Genomic DNA, 19322 nt, shown 5'->3' on the forward strand with positions numbered 1-19322 from the left:
CCGTTCAGAAGAGGACAGTGGCGTATTGCCCGACTTGTTCGAAACCGATTCGGCGGTAGGCGGCCTGGGCCACGTGGTTGTAGCCGTTGACGTAGAGGCTGGCCGTGCGGTTGAGGACCCTGGTGAGCCGGTCGGCCACCGCCGCCGTTCCGGCCGTGCCGATGCCCTCGCCCCGGCGGTCCGGACGCACCCAGACTCCCTGGATCTGGCCGACGCGGGACGACATGGCGCCGATCTCGGCCTTGAACACGACCTCGCCGTGCTCGAACCGCGCGAACGCCCGGCCCGCGGCGATGAGTTCCGACACACGGGCCCGATAGCCGGCTCCGCCGTCCTCTGCGCACGGGTCGATGCCGACCTCTTCGATGAACATGGAGATCGCGGCCGGCAGGTAGCGGCCGATCTCGCTGGGACGGACCTGGCGCACCAGCGGGTCCGGGGTGATCTTCGGGCTCGACGAGATGGCCATCAACGGCTGGTCGCCGCGCACCTCGCGGGCGGGGCCCCAGTCGGGCTGCAGCTCGTCCCAGAGCGTCAGGACCTGCTCGGCCGGACCCACCAGGCTGGAGCACATGCGGCCCCGGCGGCGGGCGCGGTCCGCGAACATGCGCATCGCCGACGCGCTGCCCTTGAGCGGGATCAGGTTCGGCCCGGAGAAGCACAGGCCGTCGACCCGGCCGCGCAGTGGCCGCGAGTCCGAGCCCCACATCTCGCCGCCCAGACGCCACGGGTCGAGGCCGGCCACTTCCACCCTGGCCGCGACCATGCAGGCGGCTACGGGGTCGTTGTCGAAGACCCCGCGCACATCGATCAGGTCGCGTTCGTCGAGCACGCGCGCTCCGGCCAGCCTCAGCACGTCATCTAGCGTGCCAGATGAACGGCGTGTGTGGCATCAGCCAACAGTGCGCCAGTACCCCACACACGGTGAAGGCCCGCCTCGCCGCTGAACGCACGCGGGGACCTTTCGTTCGGTCGTACCGAACGAAAGGTCCCCGCGTGCCGGTTTTCAGCCGACGGTGACGGCTGGAGTCCCGCCCTCGACCGGTTCCATCTCCTCGGCGAGGCGCATGGCCTCCTCGATGAGGGTCTCCACGATCGCGTGCTCGGGCACGGTCTTGATGACCTTGCCCTTGACGAAGATCTGGCCCTTGCCGTTGCCGGAAGCGACGCCCAGGTCGGCCTCGCGGGCCTCACCGGGGCCGTTCACGACGCAGCCCATGACCGCGACGCGCAGCGGCACCTCCATGCCCTCCAGACCGGCCGTGACCTGCTCTGCGAGCGTGTACACGTCCACCTGCGCGCGACCGCAGGACGGGCAGGAGACGATCTCCAGCTTGCGCGGCCGCAGGTTGAGCGACTGCAGGATCTGGTGACCGACCTTGATCTCCTCGACCGGCGGGGCGGACAGCGACACCCGGATGGTGTCGCCGATGCCCTGGCGCAGCAGCGCGCCGAACGCGACGGCCGACTTGATGGTCCCCTGGAAGGCCGGACCGGCCTCCGTGACGCCCAGGTGCAGCGGGTAGTCGCACTGCTCGGCCAGCAGTTCGTACGCGCGCACCATGACGACGGGGTCGTTGTGCTTGACGGAGATCTTGATGTCGTGGAAGTCGTGCTCGGCGAAGAGGGACGCCTCCCACATCGCCGACTCGGCCAGCGCCTCCGGCGTGGCCTTGCCGTACTTCTTGAGCAGGCGGGGGTCGAGCGAACCGGCGTTGACGCCGATCCGGATCGGGGTGCCGTGGTCCTTGGCGGCGGCCGCGATCTCCTTCACCTGGTCGTCGAACTTGCGGATGTTGCCCGGGTTGACCCGGACAGCGGCACAACCAGCCTCGATGGCGGCGAAGACGTACTTCGGCTGGAAGTGGATGTCGGCGATCACCGGGATCTGGGACTTCCTGGCGATCGCGGGCAGAGCGTCGGCGTCGTCCTGCGACGGGCAGGCGACGCGCACGATGTCGCAGCCAGACGCCGTCAGCTCCGCGATCTGCTGCAGAGTCGCGTTGACGTCGGACGTCAACGTGGTCGTCATGGACTGGACTGAGACGGGGAACTCGCTGCCGACACCGACGTTGCCGACCATCAGCTGCCTGGTCTTGCGACGTTCCGACAGCACCGGCGGCGGCAGTGCCGGCATTCCGAGCATCACGCCGTCACTCATGGGTTGTGCACCTTTCCGTGGATCACTTATTGCAACCTGATCGGGTTGACGATGTCGGCGGTCACGGTCAGCAGCGTGATGGCGCCGCCGAGGAAGATGACCACGTAGGTGAGCGGCAACAGGCGCATGTAGTTGACCGGGGCGCCGGCGGGCTTCCCGCGCAGCTTCCTCAACCAGTCTCGCACCCGTTCGTAGAGGTTGACGGCGATGTGACCACCGTCAAGGGGGAGCAACGGCAGGAGGTTGAACACACCGACGAAGAAGTTCAGGCCCGCCAGCATGAGGATGAAGAACGCCCACAGGCCTCGCTCCGCGGCGTCACCGCCGAGGCGCGACGCGCCCACGACGGAGATCGGGGTGTCGAGGTCGCGCTCGCCGCCGCCGATGGCCTTGACCACGGCCGGGATGCGCTCCGGGAAGCGCATGAGGCCCTTCCAGGTGTTCACGAACATGTCGCCGGTGAACGCCAGGGACGCCGGGACCGCCGCGAGCGGGCTGTACTCGAAGTTCTGCTGCCAGGTGACGCCGATGGCGCCGACCTCCTTGACCTCACGGCCGCCCTTGCCGTCCGTCACCTCGCGGGTGACCTTCGGCACGTTCACCGTGAGCGCCAGTTCCTTGCCGTCGCGCAGGACCTTGAACTCGGTCGGCCCGCTCAGTTCGCGGGTGATCGTGAGCATCTCGGACCACGTCGAGATCGGCTTGCCCGCGATGGACGTGACCTCGTCGCCGGGCTGCAGGCCCGCGTCCTTGGCCGGGGCCGGGGCGCCGGCCTGGCACGGCGCGGTGAGGCCCACGGTGTGGTTCTGCACGCACGGCGTGATCTCGGCGAGGACCGGCAGGTCCTTGTTGTTCGGCAGGCCCAGCGACATCGCGAGGATCAGCAGGATGACGAAGCCGAGGATGAAGTGCGTGATCGAGCCGGCGGACAGCACGACGACGCGCTTCCACACCTTCTGGTTGTAGAAGGCGCGCTTGCGGTCGTCCGGGTGCACCTCGTCGAGCGCCGTCATGCCGGTGATCTCGCAGAAGCCGCCGGCCGGGATCGCCTTCAGGCCGTACTCGGTCTCACCCTTGCGGAACGAGAAGAGCTTCGGGCCGAAGCCGATGAAGTAGCGGGTGACCTTCATGCCGAAGGCCTTCGCGGTCAGCAGGTGCCCGAACTCGTGCAGCGCGATGGACACCGCGATGCCGGTCGCGAACAGCAGCACCCCGAGGATGTTGATGAATGTGTTCACGGAAAGTTCAGTTCCTTCCAACCAGCTCGCGGGCACGTGCGCGTGCCCAGTCCTCGGCGGCCAGGACCTCCGCGACGTCCGCGGGGTCCTTCTGCCAGTCATTCGCCTCGCCGAGAACCTGGCCGATGGTGTCCACGATCGACAGGAACGACGTGTCGCCGGCGACGAAGGAGGCGAGTGCCTCCTCGTTCGCGGCGTTGTAGATCGCAGGCAGGCAACCACCGGTGGTGCCTGCCTGCCGCGCGAGCTCGACCGCCGGGAACGTCACGCTGTCCAGGGGTTCGAACGTCCACGAGGTGGCGGTGTCAAAGGTACAGGCGGCCGCGGCACCCGCGACGCGCTCCGGCCACCCCAGCCCCAGCGAGATCGGCAGCCGCATGTCCGGAGGCGACGCCTGCGCGAGCGTCGAGCCGTCCGTGAAGGTGACCATGGAGTGGATGATGGACTGAGGGTGCACCACGACGTCGACGCGGTCGTAGGGGACCCCGAACAGCAGATGCGCCTCGATCAGCTCCAGGCCCTTGTTGACCAGGTTCGCCGAGTTGATCGTGACGACCTGGCCCATCGACCAGGTGGGGTGCGCCATCGCCTGCTGCACGGTGATGGCCTCGAGTTCCTGGCGCGTCTTCCCGCGAAACGGCCCGCCGGACGCCGTGAGCACCAGCTTGTGCACCTCGTCGTGGGTGCCACCGCGAAGGCACTGCGCGAGCGCCGAGTGCTCGGAGTCGACCGGCACGATCTGGTCGGGCTTGGCCGCCTTCAGCACGAGCGCTCCGCCCGCGATGAGCGACTCCTTGTTCGCGAGCGCGAGCACGGCCCCGGTCTCGAGCGCCTTGAGCGACGGCTCGAGCCCCCTGGACCCGTCCATGCCGTTGAGGACCACGTCCGCGGGACAAGCCTCGATCAGGTCGACCATGCTGGTCAGCGTCCTGACACCGGGCACCTCAGTGCCGTTGGCCACGGCGACTGTCTTCACGTCGAACTCTGCTGCCTGCTCCTTGAGCAGGTCGAGCTGACGTCCACCCGCGCCGAGCCCGACGACCTTGAAGCGGTCGCGGTTGCGCCGGATGACGTCGAGCGCCTGGGTGCCGACAGAGCCGGTCGAGCCCAGGATCAGGACAGTGCGTGGAGTACTCATCGCTCCTCATTGTTCCGGAGAGTGCCTGAGAGCCCGGCACAGCCCGTTACTTTGATAACGAAGTGGTCTGGGAGGTGTGAAGTCGCCAGTTCGAGGGCATTCCATCGGCGTCAAGTCGTTGGAAGGAGACTCTCCGTGGGCATCCTCGGATGGATCGTGCTCGGTCTGCTGGCAGGCGCCATTGCCAAGGCAATCATGCCTGGTAACGACCCCGGTGGTTTCATCATCACGATGCTGATCGGCATCGTGGGTGCGATTCTCGGCGGATTCATCGGATCCGCGCTCTTCGGGACCGACCTCGGCTCGTTCTTCGAGATCAAGACCTGGCTGCTGGCCATCGTCGGATCGTTGATCCTGCTGGGCATCTACCGCCTGGTGACGGGTAGGCGCAGTCACGCTTAGCCGCGCAGACGTTTGAGGCCGTTCGGGTGACACCCGAACGGCCTTTTCGTTTTGTGGTAGGTCAGGTGGCGATGCCCGCGTCCCGCGCCAGCAACGCCGCCTGCACCCGGTTCGTGAGCCCCAGCTTGGCGAGCAGCCGCGACACGTACGTCTTCACCGTCGCCTCGGACATGTGCAGCTTCGCGCCGACGTCGGCGTTCGACATGCCCTGCCCGAGCAGCGCCAGCACCTCGACCTCGCGGTCGGTCAGTCCCTCGACGGCCTTCTGCGCCTCCTGCCGCTTCGGCTGGCCGGACGTCGCCACCATGCCGACGACGCGTGAGGTGACCATCGGCGAGAGGTACGCCTCGCCGTTGTTGACGGCGCGCACGGCTCGAAGCAGTTCCTCGGGTGCGGAGTCCTTCAGCAGGAAGCCGGCGGCACCGTCGGACAGCGCGCGCACGATGTTGTCGTCCTCGCCGAAGGTCGTCAGCATGACGACGCGCACAGACGGTGCGACGACGCGCAGTTCCTTGGCGCACGCGAGGCCGTCCATGCGCGGCATGCGAATGTCGAGCACGGCCACGTCGACTCGGCGCTCGCGGACGATCTGCAGCGCCTCCCGGCCGTCGCCGGCCTCCGCCACGAGCTCGATGTCGTCGGCGGTGCCGAGGATGGCCTTGATGCCGGCGCGCATCAGCGGCTCGTCGTCGGCGATGAGCACCCGGATCATTGACCTGTCCTCTGCACGTGGATCTTCTTCTCGACCAGCTTGCCGTCTCGGAAGCAGAAACGCACCACTCGGGTGCCCTTCGCGAGGTACGACTGCTCGTCGGTGATGTGGTAGACGCAGCGCGCGCCTGGCGGTTCCGGGCTGGCCTGGGACTTGCGTTCGCCGTCCGCCACCAGTGGTTCGTCCCCGGCCGGGAGCAGCGCGAGCACGTCCGCCTCGGACTGGCCCTCCTGGATCCGGTCGAGGTTCTCCTGCGACACGACCTCGGTCACCGGCTGGGCGCCGAGGTAGGAGAAGCCGCCGATGATGGTCGTCAGCACCAGGGACGCGCCCGCGATCGAGCCGACGCCCGCCCACTTGCGGATGCCGCGCGGCGATTCGGTCTCGTCCTGCTCGTCCTCCGGCTCGTCGGGAAGCGGCGTCTCCTCGTACGGCAGCACGGCGGCGATCCGGAAGCCACCGGACGGCAGCGCGCCGACGTGCAGGATTCCGCCTGCCACACGGACGCGTTCGGTGAGGCCGATCAGGCCGACGCCCGGCTCCTGGACCGGCGACCCGTTGCGCGACGGGTTGTTCCGCACCTCCACGACCAGGGCGTCCGGCTCGTACTTCACCGTCACCTGCACCGCGGCGCCCGGCGCGTGCTTGGCGGCGTTGGTCAGGCCTTCCTGCGCCACGCGATAGGCGGCGTGAGAGACACGTGACGGCAACGGGTGTGCCTGTCCACCACGCACCAGACTGACCAGAACACCGGCCTTGCGCGCGTCGCTCACCAACGAGTCGATGGACTCCGCGGTCCGTGTGGCGGGGTCGTCGTCGGGACCGTCCTCGGCCCGCAGCACGCCGATGATCGACCGCAGCTCCCCCATGCCGGTCAACGCGGCCGAGCGCAGCACCCCGATCGCCTCGCGCTGTTTGTCCCCCAGCGACGGGTCGAGCGCCAGCGCGCCGGCGTGCACGGAGATCAGCGACAGCCGGTGACCGAGGCTGTCGTGCATGTCCTGGGCGATGCGGCTGCGTTCCCGCAGGCGGACCTGCCGCGACAGCATCTTGTGCTCGCCGCGCATGCGCGCCTCGCGCTCCTGCATGGCCTGCACCAGCGCCTCGCGTTGCGCCAGGTACCGCCCGACGAGGAACGGCAGCGCCACTCCCACGCCGAAGATCGTGATCAGGATCAGCATCCCGTAGACGGGTTCGATGTCGAGCGGCCGTGAGTCCCAGTCCCACAGCAGCACGACGACGATGAACGTGAGCGCGGTCGACACGACCGCCTTGATCCACGACTCGAGCCGGCGGCCGGCCGTGTAACTCAGCACCACCATGATCGCCGGTCCGAGGAACGGGATCGCCGCACCCGCGATCATGGCCGTCGCCGGGAACAGATGCCGCAACGGCAGCAGCACGACGTAGACGGCGGCGTACGCGACGATCGTCCAGCCCGTCGCCTTCGCCTCGGCCCACGGTCCCGGCCACACGTCCAGCAGGATCGCGCCGACCACGACGAGCAGGTCGCCGATGAGCCGCACCGGCGTCAGCGCCCGGAACCGGGCCAGGGTGTCGGCGCGGAACGCCTCGGCCCTGGTCCGCACAGCAGTAATCACGCTCTCAAGCTACGAGACGTCCCACGTCCGCGCGGCACGCTGGAGTATCGAATTCACACGACGAAAGTTGACGCTCACACCAGCCGAGCGGCTGCCCCCGCCTTGCGCGCCCGCCACGACGCGATCACCACGCCGATGACCAGAAGGAGCGCCGTCGCGGTCACCATCAACGTCGACAGCGCCACGATCTCCGGCGAGATCCCCCGCTTGGACGCCTGCGCGTAGACGAACACCGGCAACGTCGTCGACCCGACCCCGGTCAGGTACGACGAGATCACCACGTCGTCGAACGACAGCAGGAACGCGAACGCCGCACCCGCCACCACCGCGGGCGCCACCAGCGGCAGCGTCACGGTCCGGAAGGCCTCCAACGGCGACGCCCCGAGGTCGGCCGCGGCCTCCTCCATCCGAACGTCCATTCCGGACACCCGCGACCGCACCACCACGACCACGAAGCTCAGCGAGAACGCCACGTGCGCGAACAACAGCGCGCCGAACCCGAGTGGAATCCCGGCGAGCCGCACGAAGAACCCCAGCATCGCCACGCCCATGACGACCTCGGGCACCACCAAAGGCAGTGACAGCAACACCGTCCAGAGTCCGCGGCCGGGAAACGCGCGCCGCAGTCCGAACGCCGCCAGCGTCCCGATCACCGTCGAGATCGCCGCCGACGCCAGCGCCAGTTGCAGGGTCAGCTGCAACGACGCGAAGACGCGCGTGTCGTCGAGCAGTTCCGCGTACCACTGCAACGAGAACCCGCTGATCCGCGACAACGAGCGCGATGAGTTGAACGACGCGATGGCGAGCCACGCGATCGGTGCGTACAAGAACAGGAAGACCAGGGCCACGACAGCGCCGAGCGCCCACGGACGACGGTTCACAGCACGTCCTCCCCACGCCGTCCGCGCAACACGAGCACGAACACCACCAGCACGAGCAGCAGCACGGCCATCGCCGAGCCCAGCGGCCAGTTGTTGCCGCCGCGGAACTGGTCGTCGATCACCGACCCGAACGTCGACTGCTCAACCCCGCCGAGCAGCTTCGGGGTCACGAAGTCACCGGCCGCGGGCACCAGCACCAGCAACGACCCGGCCAGCACACCGCTCAGCACCCCCGGCAGCACCACGCGGAAGAACGTCGACACGCGCCCGTGCCCGAGGTCGTACGACGCCTCCATCAACCGGACGTCGAACCGCTCGCACGCCACGTACAGGGGCAGCACCATGAACGGCAGAAAGCCGTACGTCAGACCGAGAACCACCGCTCCGTGCGTGAGCAGGAAACCGCCGTCACGGTCCAGCCCGACCCACCCGAGCACGGTGTTCACGAGCCCTTCGCCGTCCAGCAGCGCCTTCCACGCGTAGATCCGCGCGAGGTAGCTCGACCAGAACGGGATCAGCACCGCCGCGAGCAACGCCGTGCGGTACCTGCCGCCGTGCCGCGCGATGAACCACGCCAGCGGAAAGCCGAGCAGCAGACACGCGACGGTCGTGGCGCCGGCGTACAGCAGGGTCCGCCCGAAGATCGGCAGGAACGCCGGGTCCAGCGCCGTCAGGTACGCCTGTGTCGTCCACGGCAGCACCGCGCGGGCGATCCCCGTGTTGCGCGTCGCGAAGCTGAACTCGACGACCACGACGAGGGGCGCGATCAGGAAGAACCCCAGCCAGAGCCCGGTCGGGGCGAGGAGGGCGTTGGCCTTCAGCCAGCGTCGAAGCACGAGCACACATCCTGCCAGTGACACTCCTAGAAGCCGAAGTTCGTTTGGTGGTCGAAATGGGCTTCGCCGATTTCGACCACCAAGCCGAGTGAACATCCGTGTACCGTTGTGAACATGAGTGTTCACCTGCTGCAGACGGCGACGTCCGTGCTGCTCAAGGACCCGACCGCGGCGCTGGGCGAGGTCGCGCGGGCCGCCGGTGTCGGCAGGACCACACTCCACAAGCGCTTTCCCACCCGGACGGCACTCGTCCGCGCGGTCGCGAGCGACGCGCTGGACCTGATCGAGTCGGTGGCGTGCCACGTCGACTTCGACAGCGATGACGCGCTGGAAGACCTCATGACGCGCCTGATCGCGCTCGGCCCGCGGGTGGAGTTCCTGCTCCGCTTCCCCGGCCTCGACCGCGACGAGGAACTGGCGGCCCGCATCCGCGAGATGGACCGGCCCGTGCTCGACCTGATCACCCGGCTGCAGGGCACCAGGCTGCGCCGCGACCTGCCCGCGTGGTGGATCCTGCACACCCTCTACGCCGGGCTCTTCAACGCCTGGGAGGCGATCAGCGACGGCCGTCTCGCGCCGCTGGACGCTCCCCGGTTCGTGCTGACCACGGTGTTCGAGGGGGTAGGCAGTGCTGGAGCGACTGACCGGACATGAAGACCCACATCCGATCTACGAACGCATACGCGCACTCGGGCCGCTGACCGGTGAAGGTGGCCTCTGGTTCACGACGAGCCACCCGGTGGCCAGCACGATCCTGCGCGACCGGCGGTTCGGCGTCCGGTTCGCCGACGGGAGTTCCCCTGCCAACGGCGGCCTGCTGGCCGAGTCGTTCCTGGAGCTCGACCCGCCGGACCACACCCGGTTGCGCAGGATCGCGACGCCGGCGTTCAGCCCGAAGAGGATCGCCGAGTACCGGGCGCGCGTCGAGAAGGTCGCCGACGCGCTGCTCGACCGCGACGAGTTCGACCTGATCGGGGACTTCGCGGCGCCGCTGCCGATCTCGGTGATCAGCGACCTGCTGGGCATCCCGGACGCCGACACGGCCGAGTTCGCCGACTACGGCGCGCTCGTCGCCGCGTCGATCGACACCGGCGTCACCGCGGAGATGACCGACGCCAACGACAAGGTGCTCGAACTGTTCGACCGGCTCATCGCGCAACGCCGCAGGACACCCGGCGACGACGTGATCAGCTCCCTGATCGCCGCCGAGGCCGAGCAGAGACTCACCGCGCAGGAGATGCTCGGCACGCTGGTGCTGTTGCTGGTCGCGGGCTTCGAGACCACGGTGAACCTGATCGGCAACGGCACGCGCGCGCTGCTCGACCACCCGTCGCAGTGGAAGCTCTTCAAGGCCAACCCGGAACTCGCGTCCGCGGTGGTCGAGGAGACGTTGCGGTGGGCGCCGCCGGTGCACATGACCAGCCGGATCGCGCACGAGCGGGTCCACCGGATCGGCAAGGACGAGGTCGTGACGCTGCTGATCGCCGCCGCCAACCGCGACCCGGAGGTCTACCCGGAGCCGCACAAGTTCGACGTGATGCGCGTGCACAAGCCCGAGCACCTGGCGTTCTCCAGCGGCATCCACTACTGCCTGGGCGCGACGCTCGCGCGCATGGAGGGCGAGGTGGCGTTCCGCGCGCTGGCCCGCCGGATGCCGGACCTGCGGCAGACGGGTCCGGTGGTGTTCCGCGACTCGGTGGTGATCCGCGGGATGAAGAGCATGCCGGTCAGCCGGTCTTGACCTTCGTCCAGGCGTCGGCGTAGAGCGCTTCGACGTCGCCGCCGAGGTCCTTGGTGAACGGGAGCTTCCTCAGCTGGTCCTCCGGCGGGTAGACCACCGGGTCGTTCAGCAGTTCCTTGTCGATCAACGGCTTCGCGGCGGCGTTGGGGCTGCCGTACCGGACTGCGTTGGACAGCGCCGCACCCGCTTCCGCGCCGAGGACGTAGTCGATGAACCGGTGCGCGTTCGCGGCGTGCGGCGCGTCCTTCGGGATGACGAGCAGGTCCACGTAGGACAGTCCGCCCTCCGTCGGGATGGCGTACCCGATGTCGTCGTTGGCGGCACGCGCCTGGAACGCGTCACCGGAGTACGACTGCGCGAGCCGCACCTGGCCCGAGGTCAGCGGTTCGATCACGTCGGAGGTGATCTGGCCGAGCTTCTTCTTCAACGACAGCAGGAAGTTCGCCGCGTCGTCGATCTGCCTCGCGTCCGTGGTGTTCGGGTCGTGGCCGAGTTTCAAGAGCCCGATCGCCATGCCGTCGCGGGCCTCGTCGAGGATCGAGCTGCGGCCCTGCGCGTTCGGCAGGTCGAAGGCGTCGAACCCGGTGACGTCGCCGCCGATCTGCGACTTCGAGTACGCCAGACCCGTTGTGCCCCAGGCCCACGGCACGGAGTACCTGTTCCCGGGGTCGTACTCGGCCTCGACGAACCGCTGTTCCAGGTTGCGCAGGTTGCCGATCGCGTCGTGATCCAGCGGCTGCAGCAGGCCGGACCGCAGGAAGCGCCGCAGGAAGTTGTCGCTCGGCACCACCAGGTCGTAGCCCGCCTGGCCGGACGCGATCTTGGCTTCCATCTCGTCGTTGGTGGAGAAGTTGTCGTACGTGACCTCGATGCCGCTCACGGCCGTGAAGCCCGGCAACGTCTCCGGCCCGATGTAGTCGGTCCAGTTGTAGAAGTTGAGCTTGGGCTCGTCGGTCAGGTTCACGGCCTTGCCCGCGCTCGGACCGCCGGTGTTCGTGGGCGCGGGCCCGACCGCGCAGGCGGCGAGCGCGAAGAAGGCCATCGAGCCCAGCATCGTGCGGCGGGTCACCCGAGGGCTGTCGACGTCCCACAGCCGGGCGATCCGGACGTGCTCAGCCATCCTTCTGCTCCAGCAGCACGGTGAACTCGGGGTCCCAGGCCATCCGCACCGTCTGGCCGGGCGCGCCGGCGTCGTCGATGCGCTGAGCGTTCTGCACGAACGCCGTGAGCACGCCACCGGGGGTGTCGACCACGAACTGCGTGGAAACGCCGGTGTAGACGACGTCCTGAACGACGCCCTGGAGCACGCACCAGCCCGTCGGCGGCTCGGCGGTCTCGTTGAACAGGCGCACCTTCTCCGGGCGCACGGTCGCGGCGACCTTCTGGCCGTGGCTGATGCTGCCGGAGAACTTGGCGCGCAGGTTAGTGGCGCCGGGAGCCGTCAGCGCGGCGAACTCACCGTCCACACCGGACACCTCGCCGTCCAGGATGTTGGACGTGCCGATGAACCCGGCGACGAACCGGGTCGCGGGACGTTCGTAGACGTCCTCCGGGTAGCCGACCTGCTCGATCCTGCCCGCATTCATGACGGCGATGCGGTGCGAGAGGACCAGCGCCTCTTCCTGGTCATGCGTGACGTAGAGGAACGTCGTGCCGACCTCGCGCTGGATGCGCATCAGCTCGATCTGCAACTCCTTGCGGAGCTTGGCGTCGAGCGCGCCGAGCGGTTCGTCCAGCAGAAGCAGCCGCGGACCGGCCGCGAGCGCACGGGCGATGGCGACGCGCTGCTGCTGACCACCGGAGAGCTGCGTGGGCCTGCGCTGGGCGAACTGTGACAACCGCACCAGTTCGAGGTGCTCGCCGACGCGTTTCTTCAGCTCGTCGCCGCGGATCTTCTTGCGCTTGAGGCCGTAGGCGACGTTGTCCCACACCGACATGTGCGGGAACAGGGCGTACGACTGGAAGACGGTGTTGACGTCCCGCCGGTACGGAGGGACGCCCACCATGTCGTTGCCGTCGAGCTCGATGCGGCCCTCGTCGGGGTCGACGAAACCGGCGATCATGCGCAGGACCGTGGTCTTGCCGCAGCCGGACGGGCCGAGCACCGAGAAGAACTCGCCCTCGTGGACGTTCAGCGAGACGCCGTCGACCGCCACCTGGTCGGAGAAGCGCTTGCGCACGCCGTGGAGACCGATCTCGACGGGGGCGAACGTGTCCGGGGCGGAGGCCTCGGCGGGAGAGAAGCCGGTCAAGTCGAGGCGCCTTCGCAAGATCGAACGGGTAGGCCGCGAAGAGCCTAAACCCGTGCGACCTCGCCCGTCAGTCGTGCGCGCGCGACCTCACACCTCCGTGCTCGCCATCATGTGCGACGATGACCTCGTAATCCGGATGAGCAGTGGAGGAAACCGTGGCTACGTCCTCGGAACTGGACAAGCGTCCTGCCGTCGACCCTCACGAGGAACCGTCGCACGAGTGGGGCTGGCACGGCACGTTCCCCAAGGGCACCCGCATCGCGGGCTGGCTCTCGGCCGGCTTCTGCTTCCTGATGCTGATCGGCAACCACCACGGCAAGACCGAGAACATCTTCCTCATCGCCACCGGCGTCACGATCATCGCGTTCCTGGTGTGGGACACGGCTCGCCGCCGCACGTCCTGGCGCCGCTAGACCTCCAGCACGATCTTGCCCTGGGTGCGGCCCGTCTCGCCCAGGGCATGTGCTTTTCCAGCGTCCTCCAGGGGGAACGTCGCGTCGACGTGCACCTTGAGCTCGCCCGACTCGATCAGCGCCGCGATCGCCCGCAGTCCCGCGCGGTCGGGTTCGACCAGGATCGGGCTTGTCCTGATGTCGCCGCGGATCGGCCTGTCCACTCCGGACGGCACGCCGACGAACACCCCGCCGGGACGCACCGAGTCCGGTGACGCGCCGCCGACCAGGTCGACGAACAGGTCGACGTCGTTGCCCGCGTAGTCGCCCTGTGTGTAGTCGATCACCTCGTCGGCGCCGATCTCCTTCAGGAACGCGTGCTTGGGCTCACGCGCGGTGCCGATGACGTACGCGCCGTGCGCCTTCGCGATCTGGACGGCGAGATGCCCGACACCGCCTGCCGCAGCCGTGATCAGCACCTTCTGCCCCGGCTGCACGTCCGCCGTGTCGACGAGGACCTGCCACGCGGTGAGCGCGGCGAGCGGCAACGCGGCCGCCTCGACGTGGGTGAGGCTCTTCGGCTTCTTCGCGAAGTGGCGGGACGGCGCGGTGACGTACTCGGCGTAGGCGCTCGCGGCGCGCGGGAACCACGGCATGCCGTAGACCTCGTCGCCGGGCTTGAGGGTCGTGACGCCGAAGCCGACCTCCTCGACCACGCCGGAGACGTCCCAGCCGTTGATGAACGGGAAGGTCTGCATCCCGGCCATGCCGCTGCCGGCGCGGGTCTTCCAGTCGACCGGGTTGACGCCGGCCGCGTGCACCCTGACCAGGACCTCCGTCGGGAGCGGCGCGGGCTTGGGCACGTCGCTGAGGGTGAGAGGGCCGCCGAACTCGTTCTGGATGATCGCTCGCATGCTGTCAAGCATGGGAGAGTTGGTCACTCTTCGCAATTAGGCACTATCTTGTGCACTAGGTACCTGGTAGAAACTATCCGTGATCAGGGACGTTTATCTGAAGATGTGCCCGTGCCGCGACCTGCTGGACATGGTCGCGTCGAAGTGGACGGCGCTGGTGATCGGCGACCTGGAGGACGGGCCCAAGCGGTTCGGCGAACTCAAGCGCCGACTGGAGGGCGTCAGCCAGAAGATGCTCACGCAGACGTTGCGCACGTTGGAGCGCGATGGGCTCGTCACGCGCACGGTGTACCCCTCGGTGCCGTTGCGCGTCGAGTACGAGCTGACCGAACTCGGGCGTAGCGTCACGGAGCCGCTGGCCGCGCTGCGGTTGTGGGCGCAGAAGAACTACGAGTCCGTGGCCGAGGCGCGCGAGACGTTCGACGGTTCCGAACCCCTGGGCCTGGAGCCCGCCACGACTCGCTAGCCGACGACCCAGCCGAACTGGAACTCCGGCTGGTAGCCCTCGCACTTCGCGTCGAGCGAGTCGAAGTGCGTGCCCTTGAACAGGCAGCGGTACAGCGGCAGCGCGGGCACGTCGGCGGGCTTGCCGGTGAAGACGTGGCCGAGCGGGGTGGCGCTGACGACCGTCTGACCTTCGCAGGTGGGCGAGACCGAGGTCATGTGGTCCTCGGACCCGTTGATGCGGCAGGCGTAGAGCGGCTTCGTACCCGCCTCCTCCTTCGCGAGGAGCTTGCCGAGGGTGTTCGCCTCCGCCGCGAACCCGGCCGGCGTCGCCACGCGTGACGTGCCGCTGAAGTGGAAGCCGCCCGCCTTCAGGTGACGGGTCAGCACCAGCGTCTCGCGCGGCGGCTTCGGCTGCGTCGTCGGCGGCTGGGCCGGCTGCGTCGCCTGAGAGGACTTCACCGGCTGGCTGGACGGCGCCGCGCTGCTGCTCGGCGCGGCACTGCTGCTGCTCGCCGGCGCGCTCGACGCGGTGCTGCTCGCGTTCGACGACGGCTGTTCCGAGCTCGGCCCCTGCTGTGCGGCGGCCGTGCCCCGCTGGGTCTCGGGCTTGAGGAGGAACACCGCGGTGAGCGCGATCACCACGACCGCGGCCGCGGCACCGGCGAACACCCCGATCTTCTTGCGCGACTTGGGCTTCTCGTCCCAGTCGGCGTGCGTCGGGGTGTTCGGCGCGACGTAGGCGGTGACCGGTTCGATCACCACCGTCTGCTCGGACGGCGTCAGCGGCTTGACCGTCCTGGTGGCGCCGCTGAGTCGTTCCCGCAGCTGGGCCGCCGTGAGCCGATGAGTGTCGTCCTGGGTCAACAGCGCCATGATCGTGTCGGCGAGCGGGCCCCTGGTCCGTTGCAGGACCGGCTCCTCGTACATGATCGCGTGCATGGTGGCCGCGGTCGTGTCGCGCTGGAACGGCGAGCGGCCCTCGATCGCGTGGAACATGGTGGCGCCCAACGCCCACAGGTCGCTCGCCGGCGAAGGTTGCTTGCCCGCGAACAGTTCCGGAGCCATGTAGCCGGGCGAGCCCATGATGCCGCCGGTCGCGGTCAGTCCCGGATCGTCCATCGCACGGGCGATGCCGAAGTCGGCGAGCTTCACGCGTCCGTCGGGCAGCACCATGATGTTGCTGGGTTTGACGTCCCGGTGCACGATGCCCGCCGCGTGCGCTGCTTCGAGCGCGTTGAGGGTCTGCAGACCGATGTCCGCGACCTCGTCCTCGGTCAGTGCCCTGCGCGTCATGACCTCGGAGAGCGTGGGCGCCTCGACGAGCTCCATGACCAGGTACGTCACGCCGTGCTCGACGATGACGTCGTAGATGCCGACGACGTTCGGGCTGTTCAGGCGGCCTGCCGTGCGGGCCTCCCGCAGCACCCGCTCGGTCTCGGTGGTCCGCAGCTCCTTGAGCGCGACCTGCCGTCCGATGACCCGGTCCTCGGCGAGCCAGACGACCCCCATGCCGCCCCGGCCGAGCTCTCGGATCGTCGCGTATCTGCCCGCGACCAGCCTCGTGTCTTCCCCCACGACGCCGCATGGTAGCCGCACGGCCGCGTCGGCCGGTTTCCTGTCCGGTTCTGTCCGCTGACAGTGCGTGCGGGGTTCGCTACCGTTCGAGATGGTCTAGACCGCTTCCCTGTCATCGCGTTGAAGGCGGTCTTTCTCATGTCTTTTGGCGTGTTGCTCGCGGCGTTGTCCCTGCTCAGTCCCATCGTGGACGACCTGCCGGACGAGTTCCGGCAGCCTTCACCCCCCTTCTCCGTGCAGTCCGTCGTTTGTGACGGCGACGGGGTGAGCGGCAAGCGCGTTCAGGCCGTGTACGTGCGCGGCGACCAGTCCGCGGACCGGTATCCACAGCTCGTGGCCCAGTTCCAGACGTTCGCCGACCAGATCGACGACTCGTTCGTCGAAGCGGCCTCACGCCTGGGCGGTGGCGTCCGGCACGTGCGTTTCGTGACGCAGGCCGACTGTCGCGCGAAGGTCGACAACGTTGTCGTTCCCCAGTCGGCGATGTCTTCCCCTTCGGCCGTTGCGGATCAACTGGCTGCCCGTGGCTACAACCGCACCGATCGCAAGTACCTGTTCTGGCACGACTCCGGCGGCTGCGGCGTGGCGTGGGGCGCGCCGGGCGACGACCGTCCCGGCGCCGACAACGGCTACAACTCGGGACCTTCTTACGCCGCAGTGGGAACGGGCTGCTGGACGTGGCAGGCCAGCGGCCACGAACTTCTGCACACGCTGGGCGCCGTGCAGCGTTCGGCGCCGCACTCCACGGCGTTCGGTCACTGCTGGGACGACCAGGACATCATGTGTTACAACGACGGCGGCATCCCGAACCCGCCAGGCGGCCTGGTGAACGTCTGCCCCGGCGCCCCGGAGAACCAGCTCGACTGCGGCGGCGACGACTACTTCCACACCAACCCTGCTTCTGGTTCCTACCTGGCGACGCACTGGAACGTGGCGCGCAGCCAGTTCCTGACCTCGTCGGGGTCCGGCGCGATCGTGGGCATAGGCGGGAAGTGCGTCGACATCAGCAACTCCGGCACCGCCGACGGCACCGCGATCCAGCTCTGGGGATGCAACGGCAGCGGCGCCCAGCAGTGGTCACGCGTCGGAGACACGTTGCGCGCCTTGGGAAAGTGCATGGACGTCAACGGATCCGGCGTCGCGGACGGAACGGTCGTGCAACTGTGGACGTGCAACGGAACCGGCGCGCAGGTGTGGTCGCGCGTCGGCACCACGTTGCGCAACCCGCAGTCCGGCAAGTGCCTCGACGCCGCCGGCAACTCCTCCGCTGACGGCACGAGGCTGAACATCTGGACGTGCACGGGCGGCGCGAACCAGAACTGGCAGCTGTAGATGTGTCGGCCCCCGCTTGTGTCTGAGTGGGGGCCTTTCTCATCCTTCGGGCGCGGTTGCAGGTATGCGCATACAACAGTTTGCTCACCTGTACATCCAGGTGAGAGGACATGAATCATGTCGGTGACCGACGAACTGCTCGCCAACAACGCCACGTACGCAGCCCAGTTCTCCGGCCCGCTCCCCCTGCCACCGGCCAAGCACGTGGCCGTGCTGGCATGCATGGACGCCCGCATCGACGTGTACCGCGTGCTGGGTCTGCAGGAGGGCGAGGCGCACGTCATCCGCAACGCCGGAGGCGTCGTGACCGAGGACGAGATCCGTTCGCTCGCCATCAGCCAGCGCCTGCTCGGCACCCGCGAGATCATCCTCATCCACCACACCGACTGCGGCATGCTGACGTTCACCGACGACGAGTTCAAGCGCTCGATCCAGGACGAGGTCGGCGTGAAGCCCTCCTGGGCCGCCGAGGCGTTCGGCGACCTGGAGGAGGACGTGCGCCAGTCACTCGCGCGCATCGTCGGCAACCCGTTCGTGCCGGTGAAGGACTCCGTGCGCGGCTTCGTGTTCGACGTGGCGACCGGCGTGCTGACCGAGGTGAAGCCCTAGACGCACACCCAGCAGTAGAGCCGCTCCTCATTCTTGACCGCCTCCGCGGCCAGCGCCTGGAGCTCACGCAGGATCTCGGCCAGCACGACGGGATCGAACCCGTTCAGCTCCTCGATCTTCGCCCAGGCGACGGCGACATCGGTCAGCTCGTCCGCTCCGGCAAGCGCGTCCCTCAGCCCGTCGGTGACGGTGAGGACCAGCCTCTCACCGTCATCTTCGATGGCCAGGTCGTCACCGCACCGCGGGTCCTCGAACACGTCGTCGTAGGGCCGGCCGGTGAGCAGCTCTTCCAGTTGCCCCATAACCACAACAGGATCGAGAGACTTGGTCTCGACCGTCCTGAACGGACTGCTCACGGGCCCGTCGTCGATCGTGGCGGCCGCGAGCTCGTCCGACGGCGCGGCGAAGTAGTCGTACAAGACGCCCATTTCGAGGTCCCTTCAGGCATGTACGCGATGCTCTTCGCAGTAGATCACGTGCAGCCACTTCCAGTGCCGCTGGTCTTCGGTGATCTCCGCACAGCAGTGCTCGCCCGGATTCTCGTGCATGAACTGAGGGCCGTCCTCGGCCAGCCTCCGGAACTCCTGTCCCTGTGAGTGGAACGCAGGTGCGCTCCCCACCATGAACACGGTGTCGCCAGAGATCTCCCCGCGCAGCACGTCCCGGTTGTCTTTGTGGTGCAACCGTTCGTAGTCGGGTTCCGCCCCAAAGCCCTGGCAGGTGACGGTGTGCGGCCGCCCGGGACCGAGCTTGGCCCGCACTTCCTTCCACTTCGACAGCCGGAAACCCAGACTGTGGTGCAACAGCACCAGATCCAGGAACGGGCCGTCGCTCCAGACGCACTCTTCGGCGTCAGTTCGCTTCAACGGCAAGTACACCAACGTGCGCGGCGACCGCATCGCAAACGCCCAAGCCATGGCGATAGTCCGTGCCGCGGCTTTGTCCACACACGACTCAGCGCCTACCCACGATTCGTACAGCGGTGCGTGCTTCACGGGCTGAGCAGGCCGCACCACGCGGTACTCGTCCTTGCCCAGCCTCACCGTGCTGACGAGCGTGCGCCAGCGTTCCCCCTCGAGTTTCATCGCGGG

21 protein-coding genes are annotated in these 19322 nt (G+C 68.3%); 7 read left to right on the forward strand and 14 right to left on the reverse strand.

Features of this window, described 5'->3' with window-relative positions:
• Positions 1-4: 4 nt before the first annotated feature.
• The 4 genes from ACIRG5_RS17780 to dxr form a co-directional block, all read right to left on the reverse strand.
• Positions 5-856 carry a GNAT family N-acetyltransferase gene (locus ACIRG5_RS17780; RefSeq protein WP_330273144.1) on the reverse strand — a complete coding sequence of 284 codons (852 nt, stop codon included), beginning with the start codon at positions 854-856 and terminating at the stop codon, positions 5-7.
• Between the two features lie 150 nt (positions 857-1006).
• On the reverse strand, positions 1007-2137 hold the full coding sequence (ispG, locus tag ACIRG5_RS17785; RefSeq protein ID WP_036016096.1) for a flavodoxin-dependent (E)-4-hydroxy-3-methylbut-2-enyl-diphosphate synthase: 1131 nt from the start codon (positions 2135-2137) through the stop codon (positions 1007-1009).
• A gap of 50 nt (positions 2138-2187) precedes the next feature.
• Entirely contained in the window at positions 2188-3399 is a 1212-nt protein-coding gene (locus ACIRG5_RS17790) for a M50 family metallopeptidase (RefSeq protein ID WP_402905803.1), read from the reverse strand.
• Positions 3400-3406: 7 nt separating this feature from the next.
• Positions 3407-4537 carry a 1-deoxy-D-xylulose-5-phosphate reductoisomerase gene (dxr, locus tag ACIRG5_RS17795; protein ID WP_402905805.1) on the reverse strand — a complete coding sequence of 377 codons (1131 nt, stop codon included), beginning with the start codon at positions 4535-4537 and terminating at the stop codon, positions 3407-3409.
• A 135-nt stretch (positions 4538-4672) separates the two neighbouring features.
• On the opposite strand from dxr, the gene ACIRG5_RS17800 reads away from it, so the two are divergent.
• Positions 4673-4939: a GlsB/YeaQ/YmgE family stress response membrane protein gene (locus ACIRG5_RS17800; protein ID WP_402905806.1), complete on the forward strand. Its 267-nt coding sequence runs from the start codon at positions 4673-4675 to the stop codon at positions 4937-4939.
• A 61-nt stretch (positions 4940-5000) separates the two neighbouring features.
• Here the strand turns inward: ACIRG5_RS17800 and ACIRG5_RS17805 are convergent, their stop codons facing one another.
• The 4 genes from ACIRG5_RS17805 to ACIRG5_RS17820 all read right to left on the reverse strand — a co-directional run bounded on the left by ACIRG5_RS17805 (position 5001) and on the right by ACIRG5_RS17820 (position 8969).
• Positions 5001-5651: a response regulator transcription factor gene (locus tag ACIRG5_RS17805; RefSeq protein ID WP_030479625.1), complete on the reverse strand. Its 651-nt coding sequence runs from the start codon at positions 5649-5651 to the stop codon at positions 5001-5003.
• Positions 5648-7252 carry a sensor histidine kinase gene (locus ACIRG5_RS17810; protein WP_402905808.1) on the reverse strand — a complete coding sequence of 535 codons (1605 nt, stop codon included), beginning with the start codon at positions 7250-7252 and terminating at the stop codon, positions 5648-5650. Before ACIRG5_RS17810 ends, ACIRG5_RS17805 begins: the two co-directional genes overlap by 4 nt.
• A 74-nt stretch (positions 7253-7326) precedes the next feature.
• Positions 7327-8133 carry an ABC transporter permease gene (locus tag ACIRG5_RS17815; protein WP_402905810.1) on the reverse strand — a complete coding sequence of 269 codons (807 nt, stop codon included), beginning with the start codon at positions 8131-8133 and terminating at the stop codon, positions 7327-7329.
• Entirely contained in the window at positions 8130-8969 is an 840-nt protein-coding gene (locus ACIRG5_RS17820) for an ABC transporter permease (protein ID WP_402905812.1), read from the reverse strand. The genes ACIRG5_RS17815 and ACIRG5_RS17820 overlap by 4 nt, the downstream gene beginning before the upstream one ends.
• A gap of 114 nt (positions 8970-9083) precedes the next feature.
• On the opposite strand from ACIRG5_RS17820, the gene ACIRG5_RS17825 reads away from it, so the two are divergent.
• Positions 9084-9623 carry a TetR/AcrR family transcriptional regulator gene (locus ACIRG5_RS17825; RefSeq protein WP_402905814.1) on the forward strand — a complete coding sequence of 180 codons (540 nt, stop codon included), beginning with the start codon at positions 9084-9086 and terminating at the stop codon, positions 9621-9623.
• Entirely contained in the window at positions 9598-10710 is a 1113-nt protein-coding gene (locus tag ACIRG5_RS17830; RefSeq protein WP_402905816.1) for a cytochrome P450, read from the forward strand. Before ACIRG5_RS17825 ends, ACIRG5_RS17830 begins: the two co-directional genes overlap by 26 nt.
• On the opposite strand, the gene ACIRG5_RS17835 is transcribed toward ACIRG5_RS17830, so the two are convergent.
• Positions 10697-11830, reverse strand: coding sequence for a spermidine/putrescine ABC transporter substrate-binding protein (locus tag ACIRG5_RS17835; protein ID WP_402905818.1), 1134 nt, complete (start codon positions 11828-11830; stop codon positions 10697-10699). The two genes, ACIRG5_RS17830 and ACIRG5_RS17835, sit on opposite strands and share 14 nt — an antisense overlap.
• Complete coding sequence (locus tag ACIRG5_RS17840) at positions 11823-12962, reverse strand: ABC transporter ATP-binding protein (protein ID WP_402905820.1); 1140 nt, start codon at positions 12960-12962, stop codon at positions 11823-11825. The genes ACIRG5_RS17835 and ACIRG5_RS17840 overlap by 8 nt, the downstream gene beginning before the upstream one ends.
• A 155-nt stretch (positions 12963-13117) precedes the next feature.
• Here ACIRG5_RS17840 and ACIRG5_RS17845 point away from each other — a divergent pair, with 155 nt between their 5' ends.
• Positions 13118-13375 carry a DUF2631 domain-containing protein gene (locus ACIRG5_RS17845; RefSeq protein WP_360047324.1) on the forward strand — a complete coding sequence of 86 codons (258 nt, stop codon included), beginning with the start codon at positions 13118-13120 and terminating at the stop codon, positions 13373-13375.
• Here ACIRG5_RS17845 and ACIRG5_RS17850 read toward each other — a convergent pair.
• The gene (locus tag ACIRG5_RS17850) at positions 13372-14268 is read right to left on the reverse strand and encodes an NADP-dependent oxidoreductase (RefSeq protein WP_402905822.1); all 897 of its coding nucleotides are present in this window, start codon (positions 14266-14268) and stop codon (positions 13372-13374) included. The genes ACIRG5_RS17845 and ACIRG5_RS17850 overlap by 4 nt on opposite strands.
• 103 nt (positions 14269-14371) lie before the next feature.
• On the opposite strand from ACIRG5_RS17850, the gene ACIRG5_RS17855 reads away from it, so the two are divergent.
• On the forward strand, positions 14372-14734 hold the full coding sequence (locus ACIRG5_RS17855) for a helix-turn-helix domain-containing protein (protein WP_093593830.1): 363 nt from the start codon (positions 14372-14374) through the stop codon (positions 14732-14734).
• Here the strand turns inward: ACIRG5_RS17855 and ACIRG5_RS17860 are convergent.
• Positions 14731-16290, reverse strand: coding sequence for a serine/threonine-protein kinase (locus tag ACIRG5_RS17860; RefSeq protein ID WP_402905824.1), 1560 nt, complete (start codon positions 16288-16290; stop codon positions 14731-14733). The genes ACIRG5_RS17855 and ACIRG5_RS17860 overlap by 4 nt on opposite strands.
• A gap of 138 nt (positions 16291-16428) precedes the next feature.
• On the opposite strand from ACIRG5_RS17860, the gene ACIRG5_RS17865 reads away from it, so the two are divergent.
• The gene (locus ACIRG5_RS17865) at positions 16429-17622 is read left to right on the forward strand and encodes a ricin-type beta-trefoil lectin domain protein (RefSeq protein WP_402905826.1); all 1194 of its coding nucleotides are present in this window, start codon (positions 16429-16431) and stop codon (positions 17620-17622) included.
• Positions 17623-17739: 117 nt separating this feature from the next.
• Positions 17740-18231, forward strand: a complete 492-nt coding sequence (locus ACIRG5_RS17870) for a carbonic anhydrase (protein ID WP_319977537.1) — start codon at positions 17740-17742, stop codon at positions 18229-18231.
• Here the strand turns inward: ACIRG5_RS17870 and ACIRG5_RS17875 are convergent.
• Entirely contained in the window at positions 18228-18659 is a 432-nt protein-coding gene (locus ACIRG5_RS17875; protein WP_402905828.1) for a hypothetical protein, read from the reverse strand. The genes ACIRG5_RS17870 and ACIRG5_RS17875 overlap by 4 nt on opposite strands.
• Positions 18660-18671: 12 nt before the next feature.
• Positions 18672-19316, reverse strand: a complete 645-nt coding sequence (locus ACIRG5_RS17880; protein ID WP_402905830.1) for a hypothetical protein — start codon at positions 19314-19316, stop codon at positions 18672-18674.
• Between the last annotated feature and the right edge of the window lie 6 nt (positions 19317-19322).

The organism is Lentzea sp. NPDC102401 (assembly GCF_044765805.1).
Lineage (GTDB): Bacteria > Actinomycetota > Actinomycetes > Mycobacteriales > Pseudonocardiaceae > Lentzea > Lentzea sokolovensis.

What these genes read in the sequence shown, in the direction of transcription:
- ACIRG5_RS17870 (WP_319977537.1), top strand. Translation starts at nt 17,740, where the DNA reads ATGTCGGTGACCGACGAACTGCTCGCCAACAACGCCACGTACGCAGCC.
- ACIRG5_RS17850 (WP_402905822.1), bottom strand. Translation starts at nt 14,268, where the DNA reads ATGCGAGCGATCATCCAGAACGAGTTCGGCGGCCCTCTCACCCTCAGC.
- ACIRG5_RS17855 (WP_093593830.1), top strand. Translation starts at nt 14,372, where the DNA reads ATGTGCCCGTGCCGCGACCTGCTGGACATGGTCGCGTCGAAGTGGACG.
- ACIRG5_RS17875 (WP_402905828.1), bottom strand. Translation starts at nt 18,659, where the DNA reads ATGGGCGTCTTGTACGACTACTTCGCCGCGCCGTCGGACGAGCTCGCG.
- ispG (WP_036016096.1), bottom strand. Translation starts at nt 2,137, where the DNA reads ATGCCGGCACTGCCGCCGCCGGTGCTGTCGGAACGTCGCAAGACCAGG.
- ACIRG5_RS17880 (WP_402905830.1), bottom strand. Translation starts at nt 19,316, where the DNA reads ATGAAACTCGAGGGGGAACGCTGGCGCACGCTCGTCAGCACGGTGAGG.
- ACIRG5_RS17825 (WP_402905814.1), top strand. Translation starts at nt 9,084, where the DNA reads ATGAGTGTTCACCTGCTGCAGACGGCGACGTCCGTGCTGCTCAAGGAC.
- ACIRG5_RS17865 (WP_402905826.1), top strand. Translation starts at nt 16,429, where the DNA reads ATGTCTTTTGGCGTGTTGCTCGCGGCGTTGTCCCTGCTCAGTCCCATC.
- ACIRG5_RS17805 (WP_030479625.1), bottom strand. Translation starts at nt 5,651, where the DNA reads ATGATCCGGGTGCTCATCGCCGACGACGAGCCGCTGATGCGCGCCGGC.
- dxr (WP_402905805.1), bottom strand. Translation starts at nt 4,537, where the DNA reads ATGAGTACTCCACGCACTGTCCTGATCCTGGGCTCGACCGGCTCTGTC.
- ACIRG5_RS17835 (WP_402905818.1), bottom strand. Translation starts at nt 11,830, where the DNA reads ATGGCTGAGCACGTCCGGATCGCCCGGCTGTGGGACGTCGACAGCCCT.